The sequence below is a fragment of the Alteromonas sp. genome (genome assembly GCF_984505615.1).
Genome location: NZ_CFHOXV010000010.1, coordinates 67,972 through 81,228, shown reverse-complemented (window position 1 = coordinate 81,228; position 13,257 = coordinate 67,972). Strand labels below are relative to the sequence as shown.

14 protein-coding genes are annotated in these 13,257 nt (G+C 48.0%); 5 read left to right on the top strand and 9 right to left on the bottom strand.

What is annotated here, in order from left to right:
* Complete coding sequence (gene sdhD, locus AC4PME_RS08650; RefSeq protein ID WP_119501254.1) at positions 1-348, bottom strand: succinate dehydrogenase, hydrophobic membrane anchor protein; 348 nt, start codon at positions 346-348, stop codon at positions 1-3.
* A complete protein-coding gene (gene sdhC / locus AC4PME_RS08645; protein WP_119501253.1) occupies positions 342-716 on the bottom strand; it encodes a succinate dehydrogenase, cytochrome b556 subunit in 375 nt (124 codons plus the stop codon). Before sdhC ends, sdhD begins: the two co-directional genes overlap by 7 nt.
* A 667-nt stretch (positions 717-1,383) precedes the next feature.
* Between sdhC and AC4PME_RS08640 the strand changes: the two genes are divergently transcribed.
* Together AC4PME_RS08640 and AC4PME_RS08635 are read left to right on the top strand one after the other, a co-directional pair.
* Positions 1,384-2,664 carry a citrate synthase gene (locus tag AC4PME_RS08640; protein ID WP_119501252.1) on the top strand — a complete coding sequence of 427 codons (1,281 nt, stop codon included), beginning with the start codon at positions 1,384-1,386 and terminating at the stop codon, positions 2,662-2,664.
* Positions 2,665-2,724: 60 nt separating this feature from the next.
* Positions 2,725-3,144, top strand: coding sequence for a DUF3429 domain-containing protein (locus tag AC4PME_RS08635; protein WP_491045341.1), 420 nt, complete (start codon positions 2,725-2,727; stop codon positions 3,142-3,144).
* 63 nt (positions 3,145-3,207) lie between these two features.
* On the opposite strand, the gene AC4PME_RS08630 is transcribed toward AC4PME_RS08635, so the two are convergent.
* The 4 genes from AC4PME_RS08630 to AC4PME_RS08615 form a co-directional block, all read right to left on the bottom strand.
* Positions 3,208-4,668 (bottom strand): phosphohexomutase domain-containing protein, encoded by a 1,461-nt coding sequence (locus tag AC4PME_RS08630; RefSeq protein ID WP_119501250.1) that lies wholly within the window; start codon positions 4,666-4,668, stop codon positions 3,208-3,210.
* Positions 4,665-6,086, bottom strand: coding sequence for a mannose-1-phosphate guanylyltransferase/mannose-6-phosphate isomerase (locus AC4PME_RS08625; RefSeq protein ID WP_349586044.1), 1,422 nt, complete (start codon positions 6,084-6,086; stop codon positions 4,665-4,667). Before AC4PME_RS08625 ends, AC4PME_RS08630 begins: the two co-directional genes overlap by 4 nt.
* 154 nt (positions 6,087-6,240) lie before the next feature.
* The gene (locus AC4PME_RS08620) at positions 6,241-7,074 is read right to left on the bottom strand and encodes a pirin family protein (RefSeq protein ID WP_491045342.1); all 834 of its coding nucleotides are present in this window, start codon (positions 7,072-7,074) and stop codon (positions 6,241-6,243) included.
* Positions 7,074-8,033 (bottom strand): glutathione S-transferase family protein, encoded by a 960-nt coding sequence (locus AC4PME_RS08615; RefSeq protein ID WP_491045343.1) that lies wholly within the window; start codon positions 8,031-8,033, stop codon positions 7,074-7,076. Before AC4PME_RS08615 ends, AC4PME_RS08620 begins: the two co-directional genes overlap by 1 nt.
* Positions 8,034-8,244: 211 nt before the next feature.
* Between AC4PME_RS08615 and tcdA the strand changes: the two genes are divergently transcribed.
* Together tcdA and AC4PME_RS08605 are read left to right on the top strand one after the other, a co-directional pair.
* Positions 8,245-9,018, top strand: coding sequence for a tRNA cyclic N6-threonylcarbamoyladenosine(37) synthase TcdA (gene tcdA / locus AC4PME_RS08610; RefSeq protein WP_119501246.1), 774 nt, complete (start codon positions 8,245-8,247; stop codon positions 9,016-9,018).
* A gap of 46 nt (positions 9,019-9,064) precedes the next feature.
* Positions 9,065-9,472 carry a hypothetical protein gene (locus tag AC4PME_RS08605; RefSeq protein WP_119501245.1) on the top strand — a complete coding sequence of 136 codons (408 nt, stop codon included), beginning with the start codon at positions 9,065-9,067 and terminating at the stop codon, positions 9,470-9,472.
* Here AC4PME_RS08605 and AC4PME_RS08600 read toward each other — a convergent pair.
* Positions 9,423-9,968 carry a DUF2919 family protein gene (locus AC4PME_RS08600; protein WP_491045344.1) on the bottom strand — a complete coding sequence of 182 codons (546 nt, stop codon included), beginning with the start codon at positions 9,966-9,968 and terminating at the stop codon, positions 9,423-9,425. The two genes, AC4PME_RS08605 and AC4PME_RS08600, sit on opposite strands and share 50 nt — an antisense overlap.
* A 174-nt stretch (positions 9,969-10,142) precedes the next feature.
* Here AC4PME_RS08600 and rimO point away from each other — a divergent pair, with 174 nt between their 5' ends.
* Positions 10,143-11,588, top strand: coding sequence for a 30S ribosomal protein S12 methylthiotransferase RimO (gene rimO / locus AC4PME_RS08595; RefSeq protein ID WP_491045345.1), 1,446 nt, complete (start codon positions 10,143-10,145; stop codon positions 11,586-11,588).
* Between the two features lie 17 nt (positions 11,589-11,605).
* Here rimO and AC4PME_RS08590 read toward each other — a convergent pair whose 3' ends face one another.
* Both AC4PME_RS08590 and AC4PME_RS08585 read right to left on the bottom strand, forming a co-directional pair.
* Complete coding sequence (locus tag AC4PME_RS08590; protein ID WP_491045384.1) at positions 11,606-12,601, bottom strand: Kelch repeat-containing protein; 996 nt, start codon at positions 12,599-12,601, stop codon at positions 11,606-11,608.
* Positions 12,598-13,257, bottom strand: a complete 660-nt coding sequence (locus tag AC4PME_RS08585; protein ID WP_119501241.1) for an SDR family oxidoreductase — start codon at positions 13,255-13,257, stop codon at positions 12,598-12,600. The genes AC4PME_RS08590 and AC4PME_RS08585 overlap by 4 nt, the downstream gene beginning before the upstream one ends.

Here is a 13,257-nt window from a genome sequence, read left to right as displayed (position 1 = left end):
TCAGATACTCCACAAAACAAACAGGCCAACAAGAACGTATACAAACGCGATCAGGTTCAATACGAACTGGATAACAGCACGCAGGCCGGGCGCTTTAACGTAATCGGTAAGAACTTGCCACAGACCAACACGAACGTGAAACATAACAGCAACCAGTGTTGCAAATGTGAAGACCTTCATGCCTAAGCCAGTAAACAGACCACGCCAGATTTCATAGCTGAGTTCATCGGTGGTGATGAAGAACCACACCATGAAAAATGAAAATGCGGTGATGATTGCGGCGGTTGTGCGCAGTGTAACGTAATCTTGTACACCGTCGCGCTTAATGCTTGCCTGGTTAGTTACCATAGTGCGACTCCCAAAACGACAGTAAGAACAACCCACAGTGCAATGATTGCACGGGCGCTGTTATTACCTGACTCTAATTCTTCCCAGTGACCCATATCCATAATAACGTGACGGATACCGCCAAGAATGTGATACGTAAGTGCGGAAGCTGTACCGATAGCAATCAGTTTTCCAATTACTCCGTCCATGATTGTTTGCACGTTAGCAAAGCCGTCTGGTGATGAAACAGAAACTGCCCATGCCCAGATAACAAATAAAAGTGCGAAAAACATGGCTACGCCGGTGACGCGGTGGAGAATTGAAGAAACAGCAGAGGGAGGAAATTTAATTGTCTTGAGGTCTAAATTTACTGGTCTTTGCTTTTTCACAATTTATGCCTGTTTAATCCGTAGGGATATGAATTACCCGCTGTTTTTATGTCCTGACAGAGTAATTCGGTTGTTTACCTGTTAATAGTCTCGTCCAATGAGTTGTTAACAATTTGTGAAGTATTTATTGCTTTATTAACAAGGCAGTAGTGCCTCGTTTCAAGCACGCCTGAGTATATCCAGCGCATTGTACAATTACAATTTTTTGTACCCTATTAGGACTTTAGTCGTATAACTTCTGAACACTGCATGGCGGGGTGTATGATGAGAGCGTTACTTTTGCTTATCGAAGCAAGCGCAAGTGCAGCAGGCAATCTACACTCAACACCTATGGCGTCGCGTATTAATATAACACACCTGAAATTCTATGCATTTAGATGAAACAGATGTAATCCATGGACATTTCACATGATTGTTAATCTGTCATGAAGAAACCATTTCTTTTCACTTCAATTACAACTTATTTTTTAGTGCGTAAATAAAATAAACATAAGTTGTAATACAGTTTCGATATAACTTTTAATAACTTGGAATATTTATTATACAATTTTGCAATTAAATTGACTTTTAGCTGCATAATAAAGTAAAACTACGCCACTTTTTCCAACTAACTCGTTTAGTTTTTAAGCGAGAACGTTGCCAAAGAACCATTCTGAGGAGAGCATTTATGGCAGATCAGAAGGCCATTCTGAAAGCCGGTGATAAAGAGATCGAACTACCGATTTTGTCCGGCACCGAGGGTCAAGATGTAATTGATGTACGTTCACTGGGTGCACACGGATATTTCACGTTCGACCCCGGTTTCATGGCGACAGGCTCTTGCGAGTCTGCAATTACGTATATCGATGGCGCGGCTGGTGTATTACTGCACCGTGGTTACCCTATCGAAGAGCTGGCACGTGATGCGTCCTACCTCGAAGTGTGCTACATGCTGTTAAACGGCGAAGCACCAACTAAAGAAGAATATGAAGATTTCCGTGCGACAATTACCCGTCACACAATGGTTCATGAACAAATCAACATGTTCTTCCACGGTTTCCGCAATGATGCCCACCCGATGGCCATGCTTTGCGGCACTGTAGGTGCGATGTCTTCTTTCTACCACAGTGACCTGGACGTTTCTAACCCTGAAGAGCGTATGCGCAGTGCACACCGCTTAATCGCGAAAATGCCTACGCTGGTAGCTATGTGTTACAAGTACAACATCGGTCAACCGTTTGTTTATCCACGTAACGACTTAAGCTACGCTGCAAACTTCCTGAATATGATGTTCTCAGTACCTGCTGAAGAATACAAAATCAGTCCTGCCGTTGAACTGGCTATGGACCGTATCTTCACGCTTCACGCTGACCACGAACAAAACGCTTCTACGTCTACTGTACGTCTGGCAGGTTCTTCAGGTGCTAACCCTTATGCGTGTATCGCTGCCGGTGTAGCATCTCTGTGGGGCCCTGCGCACGGTGGTGCAAACGAAGCATGTCTGACAATGCTGGAAGAAATCGGCAGCGTGGACCGTATTCCTGAGTTTATCGCACGTGCGAAAGATAAGAGCGATCCTTTCCGTCTGATGGGCTTCGGTCACCGTGTTTACAAAAACCACGACCCCCGCGCTACAGTAATGCGTGAAAGCTGTCACGAAGTACTGAAAGAGCTGAATGTACAGGATCCATTACTCGATGTAGCAATGGAATTGGAAAAAATCGCCCTTAACGACCCGTACTTCGCTGAGAAGAAACTGTTCCCGAACGTTGACTTCTACTCAGGTATTATCTTAAAAGCGATTGGTATTCCTACCAACATGTTCACGTGTATCTTCGCCCTGTCCCGTACAGTTGGCTGGATTTCACACTGGCATGAAATGATGAGCGATCCGAAGCAAAAAATCGGTCGTCCACGTCAGATGTATACAGGTCACAACCAACGTAAATTCTCACCGCTGGAAAAGTAATTTTTTCACGATGAGTTAAAATAGCGCCTTATGGCGCTATTTTTGTTTTAAGGAGTGAATATGCCCTATCAGGTTGTGCTATTAGGGGTTGCCGGACTGATCCCTTTTTTATTTTTGCCTCTTGCAGTAGTCTTTAACCTGCTGCCGTTGCATGAAAGTGCCCGTTATTTCACCCAGTATTCTGCCGTCCTGCTGTCATTTTTTGGTGGTATTTACTGGTGGGATGCCCTGAATAAAAAAGCGTATGGTCCGCAACTGTTGATTGCCATGCTGCCCACGATTACTGGCTGGTTATGTCTTGTATTTGCAGGCAACCTGTCTACGCTGGGTGTGCTGTCGGTGGCTTATCTGGCAGTATTATTTTATGACAAGCAGGTACTCGCATTAGATAAATCAGCGATTGTCAGCTACATCACCTTGCGGATGGCTTTAACAACGGTGGTTGTTTTGTCCCATGCCTGGTTGATTTTCCTGTTCTGAATCAGGTTATACAAACGAAAAAGCCTCGTTAGAACGAGGCTTTAGACATTTAAGGAATGACTATTATTCAGATCGAATAAGCGTAATTAATTCCTGTGTTTTTTCTTCCATCAACGGAATGTTACCCCGGGACTCAACGTTCAGGCGTATTACCGGCTCCGTATTCGATTTACGCAAATTAAAGCGCCACTCAGCAAATTCATAACCGATGCCGTCAGTATTGTCGATAACTTCAGCGTCTGCTTCATATTTTGCTTTAACCCGCGCCAGCGCAGCATCTGCGTCTTTCAGCACGCTGTTAATTTCCCCTGAGGACGGAAACGCTTCAATCCGTGCTGCCACCATATCAGCCAGCGATGTTTGCTTTGTGCAGAGCAATTCTGCCACCAGCAACCAGGGGATCATACCTGAATCGCAATAAGCAAAGTCGCGAAAATAGTGGTGAGCACTCATTTCACCGCCGTACACAGCGTCTTCTTTGCGCATACGCTCTTTGATGAACGCATGACCGGTTTTGGATTTAACCGGCGTCCCACCAGATGTTTTCACAATATCTTCGGTGTTCCAGAACACGCGGGGATCGTAGATAATTTTGGCGTTATCTTCCTTGTCGATGAACGCCTGAGCAAGTAAACCTACAATGTAATAGCCTTCAATAAACTCCCCTTTCGCATCAAACAGGAAACAGCGGTCAAAATCACCGTCCCAGGCGATGCCGAAATCAGCGTTATGGGCAATAACCGCTTTTGCCGTATCCGCACGGTTTTCAGGCAGAAGCGGATTGGGGATCCCGTTAGGGAATGTACCGTCAGGCTGATGGTGAACTTTGATGAACTCCACTGGCACACCTGTTTCAGCGAATACCGCTTCAATGGCATCCAACGCCTTACCGGCTGCACCATTACCCGCATTCGCGACAATTTTCAGAGGCGTCAGGTTAGCTGTATCAATGTATGAGACAACGTGGCGTGCATAATCTGTAAGGCAGTCTTTTTCTTCGTAGGCACCGGAAGCCTTAAGCTTCGCAATATCAATATGACTGTGGCCGTTGAAGAACGCTTCAGCATCAATACTGGCACCATTGCAATAAAATGCCAGACGGCTTGCAACCGCTTCGTCATCGAATGTCTCAGCAAGTGCTTTAATCGCATTTAAGCCGGTATCACCACTGATAGGAACAGAGCCGGCTTTAACCAGCTTCATACCGTTGTAGTTAATCGGATTATGGCTGGCAGTTACTTCAATACCACCATCGACACCCAGGTGCTTAGTGGCAAAATAAATCTCTTCCGTGCCGGTGTCACCTAAATCATAAACTTTTGCACCGCCATCTATCAGGCCCGCTGACAAAGCCAGTTTTAATGGTGTAGAAGTAAGGCGCACATCACCACCGACAACCACAGTTTTCGCGTTCAGTTCTTCAGCAAAAGCGCGGCCTATGCGGTAAGCCACTTCCTCGGAAAGCTGCTTGTTCAGCTCTCCGCGGATGTCATAGGCTTTAAAACAGGTAATTGGCTGACTCACGCTTTACCATCCTTTTTTTCTGTTCTGCCATAACGGTCAGAGAAACGGATGATATCGTCTTCACCCAGATAACCACCGGATTGCACTTCAATCAGCTCCAGCGGGATCTTGCCCGGGTTTTCCAGCGCATGAACTTCACCGATTGGAATATAGGTCGACTCATTCTCTGTCACCAGCTGCGTTTTTTCTCCGATGGTAACATTGGCTGTGCCGCTTACTACAATCCAGTGCTCAGCTCTGTGATGGTGCATTTGTACTGATAATTTTTCACCCGGCTTAACCGTAATACGCTTCACCTGGAAACGTGCACCGTTATCAATGGAATCATAGCTGCCCCAGGGTCTGAATACTTCCCGGTGGAATTCGAATTCAGGGCGTTTTTCTGCTTTCAGACGGTTTACCACATTTTTGATGTTTTGCACTTTATCTTTATGCGCAACCATGATGGCATCTTTTGTTTCAACAACAACAACATCATCCAGTCCGATAACAGAAATCAAACGCTGCTCGGCATTAATATAACTGTTGTTAACGCCTTCCAGAATGGCATCACCGACAATAACATTGCCACGGGTGTCTTTCTCAGCGGTTTCCCACAAGGATGACCAGCTGCCAACATCAGACCAGCCAGCGTCGAGTGGTACCATTGCCGCACTGTCGGTTTTTTCCATCACCGCATAATCGATTGAATCGTCCGGGCAGGATGCAAATACATCTGCGTCAACACGGATAAAGTCCAGATCAGCAGACTCTGTATCAATGGCATCACGACAAACTGACAGAATGTCAGGATTGAATTTTTCTAACTCTTCCAGATAACGGCTTGCTTTAAACATGAACATGCCGCTGTTCCAGAAATACTTACCGGAAGATACATAACTTTCCGCAGTGGCGAGATCCGGCTTTTCTACGAATTCATCAACCACAAATCCGTTATCAATTCCGTCTCCGGCTTTGATGTAACCGTAACCGGTATGCGGCTGGTCCGGTACAATCCCGAAGGTTACCAGCTTACCTGTTCGTGCCAGGATTTCCGCCTTTTCGATGGCGAGATGGAAAGCCGGCGTATCTTTAATCAGATGGTCTGCTGCCAGCACCAGTAAAATAGGATCTTCACCATTTTTGGTTGCATGCAACGCAGCCAGCGCAATCGCCGGGGCAGTGTTGCGCCCTACCGGCTCAAGCAAAATTCCGTCATGGGCAATGTTCTGTATGCGTAACTGTTCTGCAACCAGAAAACGATGGGCGTCATTACAAATAAAAATGGGGCTTTCGGAATCGGTCCCTTTCAGACGGGTAACCGTTTCCTGCAACATAGTTTGTTCTGACGTGAGCGCGAGAAATTGCTTTGGAAGTGCTGCGCGGGATTTGGGCCATAATCGACTCCCTGTCCCACCGGCTAAGATAACTGGTTTCATTGACTTTCCTGTTTTATAAGTACGGCTAATTCTTTTTCCTGCCTCACTGAATACTAAGCGAGTGGCTGCTTTGGTTCAATTGTTTGTCAGTGGAAAGTCATCAAAACCATGTAATTTTAACAATTTCGACACAAAGCAGCTTAAAAATGCCTGTTTAACCAGCAAAACTCCCGTTCTGATAGTCTTTAATGGCCTGATGAATTTCAGCTTCGGTGTTCATCACAAATGGTCCGTACTGCACCACAGGTTCATGAATAGGCGCACCGCTGACAATAATGCATTTTGTGCCGGCCTGCATTGTCATCGTTAATGCTGTCCCCTTACTGAGTACAGCCAACTTTCCATGACTTACCGGTTGTTCAGCAATTTGCAGGCCACCTTCGTAGCAGTAAACAAATGTATTATGTTCATCCGCCAGCGGCAACGTCACTTCCTCTTCAGCAGCGCTTTGTACGTCAATAAACAGCGGATCGACAGAATGACTTTTAACCGGACCACTGACGCCATTAAATTCACCAGCCAGTATTTTCACCCTGACCTGTTGCCCTATTGCAACATCCGGCACGGCATCAGGATGGATATCTTCATATCCCGGCGCTGACATTTTTTCTTTTGCCGGTAAATTCACCCACAACTGAAAGCCTTGCAATAACCCCGATTCCTGCTCCGGCATTTCTTCATGAATGAGTCCCCTGCCCGCGTTCATCCACTGGATGCCACCAGCCTCAATGACACCTTCATTGCCTACGGAATCCCGGTGACGCATTTTACCCGCCAGCATATAAGTCACCGTTTGAAATCCCCTGTGCGGATGGGGAGGAAAACCGGCGATGTATTCCCCCGGATTATCAGAACCGAAAAAATCCAGCATCAGAAAGGGGTCCAGACGGGGAAGTGACGGCTGTCCGATTATGCGGGTCAGCGACACGCCTGCACCATCTTGCGTGGGTTTTCCCTGATGAAGTGACAATACAGTTTTAGTGCTCATTATTTGTTCTCTCTGGTATGGGGCACATCCAGTTGCTGTGCCGGACCGGCCGGCACAACCTGTGTCGGATTAATCATGGTATGACTGTAGTAGTAATGGCGTTTGATATGCGCAAAATCCACTGTGTCAGCCACACCGGGAAACTGATACAGCTCCCGCATATAATCGTACAAATTGGGATAATCCGTGACCCGTTTATGATTGCATTTAAAATGACCGTGATAGACAGGATCAAAGCGGATAAGCGTGGTAAACAAACGCCAGTCTGCTTCAGTAAGTTTGTCACCGCACAAATATCGTTGATGACTCAATCTGGATTCGACAGAGTCCATGGCGTTAAACAGGGCTTCAAATGACTCTTCGTAAGCACTCTGGGTAGTAGCAAAACCACATTTATACACACCGTTGTTGATGTTGTGATAAACCAGTTCATTGATATTGTCGATGTCTTCCCGTAACGCCGGGGGATAATAGTCCGTCCTATCAACGGTTATGTCATTGAATGCCGTATTGAACATTCTGATAATATCCGCCGATTCGTTGCTGACAATAGATGCGGTTTTCTTATCCCAGAGTACAGGAACCGTAACCCGCGTTGTTACGCCCGGCTCAGCTTTAGTGTATAGCTGATGCATGAAATCAAAATCAAAAAGATCATCGCCGCTGCTGCCTGCGGATTTATCAAAGGTCCAGCCGTTATCCAGCATATCCGGCGATACAACGGAAACACTGATGTGCGGTTCCAGTCCTTTAATTTTCCGGAAAATCAGGGTTCTGTGTGCCCACGGACAGGCAAGCGACACATAAAGGTGATATCGCCCGCTTTCAGGAGGGAATTTCGCGTTATCTGAATTCTCAACATGATGACGGAACACAGACTGTTCCCGTTTGAATTTCCCGCCGTTGCCGTCAGTATCGTACCATTTGTCCTGCCATTTTCCGTCTACCAGTAGTCCCATGGAAAGCTCCTGTAAAATTGGATTTAGAAATTTAACCACACCTTTCGTTTAACGTATTTTGGCAATTCAAGGATTGATTATCCGGATAATTAGAATAATCCCCGTCAAATCCGCACTGCGCACTGCATTAACAAGAAATTCCCTGTAAAATACTGCCGGTCGCCTGAATTACCGTCAGCGACGCAGGTTTTACATTAAATCAGCAGGAACTATGAGCGAAAAACAAAGATTTGGCGGAATAAGCCGGCTGTACGGCGTTGATGGCACTGAAAAACTGGCAGCAGCCCACGTTTGTGTAACAGGTGTAGGGGGCGTTGGCGCGTGGAGTGCTGAAGCACTGGCACGCAGCGGTGTGGGTACGATTACCCTGATTGACCTTGATGATGTGTGTACGACCAACATCAACCGTCAGATCCATGCTCTGGACAACACGGTAGGTCAGGCTAAAGTCGACGTGCTGGCTGAACGCATTAAGTTAATTAATCCGGCCTGCAGGGTGATTACGGTAGAAGACTTTGTGACACCTGAGAATGTCCGTGAAGTGTTGCATACTGATATGGACAGTGTGATTGAAGCCACCGACAGTGTGAAGGCCAAAGCGGCTATCATTGCCTGGTGCAAGCGTAACAAGTGCCATGTTGTGACCGTTGGTGGTGCCGGCGGACAAATTGATCCCACGCAGATAACACGGGGCGATCTCGCCAGAACTATTCAGGATCCGCTGGCGGCAAAGGTTCGCAGTGAATTAAGACGCTTTTATAACTTCACGAAAAATCCGAAACGCCGGTTTGGTGTGGAGTGCATCTATTCTACGGAACAGTTACGCTACCCCCAACCGGACGGTTCAGTGTGTCACAGTAAATCTGCACTTGAAGGCGGTACGCGACTCGATTGCGCCGGCGGTTTTGGTGCAGTGGTTACGGTAACCGCAACATTTGGCATGTTTGCAGCGGCCAGTGTGATTAATAAAATCACGGCGAAATAGACACATCGTGCTACAACGCGCACAATAAAAGAAAAAGGAGAACACGATGCAACAAGCTGAACTCGAAAAATTAATGGAAGAATGCTCTGCCGACGCTGTCCGGGCGGCCCGGGATGAATTCGCTATTGAACTGGATTACAGCCCTGAAAGCACAAAGAGCGTTGACGACATACTGCTTTCTTTTCTGGACAAGTACCACGACAAAGCGCTGGAAGACTCCGCCGTCTTTACCATTTGTAACGTCTACGGTGCGTATCTGGGTGAGACCTACAGAAAGATTGCCGGCGGCGACTGGCGATATGACGATTCAAATCCCGAAGCGCCCTTTGTTGTACTTGACGCAGGGGAGTATTCCTACGCGTTTGCCGGTATTTGTTACGAACGCCTGGTAAACGACAGCAATGTCAGTGTAGCGATGTATTTTGATCAGGCTTTGTCCCGCCAGCGTCAGTAACTTTTTTATCTTCTGTGCCGCCACTGTCTCCGGTGGCCGGATCACGCCAGTCACTGACCATCAACCGGATGTGCCGGCTGCGCATGACAGTGACGAACACCAGAACATTGACCAGAATAAAACAAGCCGGCGTCCAGTGGAAATCCCACTGGTCGTGCAGCACGGTCTGCATTTGTGCTGCGATACTAACGATATTTCCCGTCCAGATAAGCGGCATGATCCCCAGTCGCCAGCCGGTCAATTCCTTCTTCCACAACCGTTCCCGGTTACCCATCAGCAAAATGACTGTTAAGAAAGGCCAGGTGGCAAGCAAGCGCCAGCCGAGTACTGTTTTATCAGCATAAAGTACGGAAAGTAGTTCTGATGTCTGACCAAACGTGACCAGTGAAAAGACTAATGCAATCCAGTCACTGCAAAGTATTAACAGCATCCAGTAAAGCCAGAGTGGCGGTTTAATGCGACCGGCTTCATCATAGCAATGTAACGGCAATAACATGGGGAGTGAACGCTTTTTCCTCCGGGTAACGCCCGGACACACAGGATTATTCAGGTGCGGCAGTCTAACAGGTGAATGAAAAAAGAGGAAATCGCTGCCGGAACGAAGGCTAATCTTATTACTCTGCAATAAGCCTGATATAATGTGCCGATAATGTGTTAACAGTAGAAGTTCATGTCCGTAGAGAAATACACCCCGAACGCGACCACCACACTCAGTACTCCGGTCAAAGTACTTGAGTCACAGCGTAGCGACAGCCCGGCATCCACCGTGGAAAATCCCATTGCGAAAATTGGCTTTGTCAGTTTAGGCTGCCCGAAAAACCTCGTGGATTCAGAAAGGATCCTCACCCAGCTTCGCACCGAAGGGTACGATGTTGTCCCTACTTACAACGATGCCGATCTCGTCATCGTCAACACATGCGGTTTTATCGATTCTGCTGTGCAGGAATCTTTAGATACGATTGGTGAAGCACTGACAGAAAACGGGAAGGTGATTGTGACCGGTTGTCTCGGGATCAAAGAAGATGAAATCCGCGAGGTGCATCCGAATGTGCTCGCGATCACCGGCCCCCATGCTTATGAAAGCGTGGTGGAACAGGTTCACAGTCATCTGCCGAAGCCGGTTCACAATCCGTTCGAGCACCTTGTACCGGATCATGGCATTAAACTGACACCGAGACATTACGCCTATCTCAAAATCTCCGAGGGCTGTAACCACCGCTGTACATTCTGCATTATTCCATCTATGCGGGGAGACCTGGTCAGCCGTCCGGTGGGTGAAATACTTGATGAAGCAAAGCGCCTGAAATCAGCAGGTGTCAGCGAATTACTGGTCATTTCCCAGGATACCAGTGCATACGGTGTAGATATCAAACACCGCACCGGTTTCTGGAATGGAATGCCGGTTAAGGCACATATGCAGCAGTTGTGTGAAAAACTCGGTGAACTGGATATGTGGGTGCGTCTGCACTACGTTTATCCCTACCCTCATGTGGATGATCTTATTCCGCTAATGAATGAAGGTCGTATTCTGCCGTATCTTGATATCCCTTTTCAGCATGCCAGCAAACGTATCCTGCGTCTGATGAAGCGTCCGGGCAGTGCAGAACGCACCATCGAGCGGGTCAAAGCCTGGCGTGAAGCTTGTCCTGAGCTCATTATCCGCTCCACCTTTATTGTTGGTTTCCCGGGAGAAACGGAAGAAGAATTTGAAGAATTGCTGACTTTCCTTCGCGAAGCACAGCTGGACCGCGTTGGCTGCTTTGCTTACAGTCCGGTTGAAGGCGCAAAGGCCAATGATTTGCCTGACCCGGTGCCGGAAGACGTTAAGCAGGACCGGCTTGCACGCTTTATGGCAGTACAAAGCGAAATCAGTGCACAACGCCTGAAGTCACGTATCGGTAAAGAATATCTGGTGGTCATTGACAGTGTTGACGCCGAAGGTGCCGTTGGCCGTACCTATGCGGACGCCCCGGAAGTCGACGGCGTCGTTCACCTCAATGGTGTGCACGATGTGAAACCGGGTGAACGTGTTTGGGCAGAAATCATTCATGCTGATGAGCACGATGTCTGGGGCGTTTTGAGCCCTGACGATGACGAAGAGATGGAAACGGCCTGATCCACAAGCCGTCAGTTTCAGTCAGTGGCAACCGTAAACTGACTGACGATATGGCGGGTGTCTTTCGCACCTGCCTCACCTGCCCCGCCAATTAACCAGATGGCATCCTCAAAGCTCACCGCACCCAGCCCGTGTCGCGGCACTGGCATGACCGTAGCTTCAGACCAGCGCTTACGATTAATTTCGTATCGCCAGACCTTCTGGAATACACCACCTCCGGCATCGTCAAAATATTCGCCGCCAAAAACATAAATACTGCCGTGAAGCACCGCGCAACCAATCCCGGCTTCTGCTTCCGGCATAGGTTTTCCGGTTATCCAGATATCTTTTGCTGCATCAAATACTTCATGCACAGCAGTGTTACCGTTGTCCACTGTGCGGCCACCAATCACATGCCACTTATCGTCATACACCACACTGCATGCACTGTTGCGCGGGGTTGGAATTGGCGTTGCTGACTGCCACACCGACGTTTCCGGATCAAACACGCCGTGCCAGTCTGAATCCATATGATGCTGCCAGTGATAGTTATCTTTCGTCGTAGTCCGTCCGCCGGCGAGGTGTACTTTACCGTTTATGACGGCAGAAATGCTTTCAGACAATTTAACCGGCATGGGATTACGCTTTATCCAGCTGCCGTCACTTTCATTAAATTCCCAAACCGCAGAGGAATTGATCCACTGCCCGTTTTCGTTTTCTGTGAAACCACCGAAGGACCATAATTTATCACCCGCTGACACAAGCATAGCGTGATGCACAGGAACAGGAAAAGGCGGCATTGTTTGCCAGTTTTTGCTGCCCTGCTGAAAACGAAAAACCTGGTCTGATACGGTGAAATTCGGGGTTCCGGATGTCAGGCCACCAGCCACATAAATACTGTCTTTGTGAACTGCCGGGTAAATTTCCTGCACCGGTGCTGGTAATGACGGGCCGTGTTGCCAGTGATAATTAGTTTCTGCGACGGCATTACCTGCGCAAAAAAGGAGTGCAAGTACTGCAGAACGGCAAATCACCAAGGCAGTGACTCCCCGTTTGCATGAACAAAGCTACCGGTGTTCTCCATTGAAAGACTATCAAGTTGCTTCAACAGACCGGCAGCGGCTGTATCTGCATCAACATCACCGGCATTATTCACCATTTCCGTCTGCACAAAGCCCGGGTGTAGTAATGCCACTGCAATGCCTCTGGTACGCAAATCGTTGGCCATAGAGACACCGGCAGCGTTCAATGCTGCTTTTGACATCCGGTAACCGTAATATCCACCTGATGTGTTATCCGCCATAGAGCCCATCCGGCTGGTCACAAGGCCGATTTTGCTGCCTTCACCCATGGCCGGGAGCAGGATTTGCGATACCAGCAAAGGCCCCAGAGCATTAACTCTGAACTGATAATCAATAGTATGCGGTTCCTGTTCATCCAGCGTTTCCCTGGCCAGTACGCCGGCATTATTGATGAGAAGGTCAATGTGAATATCGAGCAGAGGTGCAAGTGCCGCCGGTAACGCATCCGGGTTAGAGACATCCACGCCGGTCAACACCGTTGCTCCGGAAGCATTCAGCGCGTCAGAACTGTTACGGCAGGCAACGTAAACGTTATCGCCTCTGGCAAGACACGCTTTGGTCAGCGCCAGTCCAATCCCGCGGTTACCACCGGTAATTACCACATTCAT

What these genes read in the sequence shown, in the direction of transcription:
- sdhD (WP_119501254.1), bottom strand. Translation starts at nt 348, where the DNA reads ATGGTAACTAACCAGGCAAGCATTAAGCGCGACGGTGTACAAGATTAC.
- AC4PME_RS08640 (WP_119501252.1), top strand. Translation starts at nt 1,384, where the DNA reads ATGGCAGATCAGAAGGCCATTCTGAAAGCCGGTGATAAAGAGATCGAA.
- AC4PME_RS08635 (WP_491045341.1), top strand. Translation starts at nt 2,725, where the DNA reads ATGCCCTATCAGGTTGTGCTATTAGGGGTTGCCGGACTGATCCCTTTT.
- AC4PME_RS08625 (WP_349586044.1), bottom strand. Translation starts at nt 6,086, where the DNA reads ATGAAACCAGTTATCTTAGCCGGTGGGACAGGGAGTCGATTATGGCCC.
- AC4PME_RS08620 (WP_491045342.1), bottom strand. Translation starts at nt 7,074, where the DNA reads ATGAGCACTAAAACTGTATTGTCACTTCATCAGGGAAAACCCACGCAA.
- AC4PME_RS08615 (WP_491045343.1), bottom strand. Translation starts at nt 8,033, where the DNA reads ATGGGACTACTGGTAGACGGAAAATGGCAGGACAAATGGTACGATACT.
- tcdA (WP_119501246.1), top strand. Translation starts at nt 8,245, where the DNA reads ATGAGCGAAAAACAAAGATTTGGCGGAATAAGCCGGCTGTACGGCGTT.
- AC4PME_RS08605 (WP_119501245.1), top strand. Translation starts at nt 9,065, where the DNA reads ATGCAACAAGCTGAACTCGAAAAATTAATGGAAGAATGCTCTGCCGAC.
- AC4PME_RS08600 (WP_491045344.1), bottom strand. Translation starts at nt 9,968, where the DNA reads ATGTTATTGCCGTTACATTGCTATGATGAAGCCGGTCGCATTAAACCG.
- rimO (WP_491045345.1), top strand. Translation starts at nt 10,143, where the DNA reads ATGTCCGTAGAGAAATACACCCCGAACGCGACCACCACACTCAGTACT.
- AC4PME_RS08585 (WP_119501241.1), bottom strand. Translation starts at nt 13,257, where the DNA reads ATGAATGTGGTAATTACCGGTGGTAACCGCGGGATTGGACTGGCGCTG.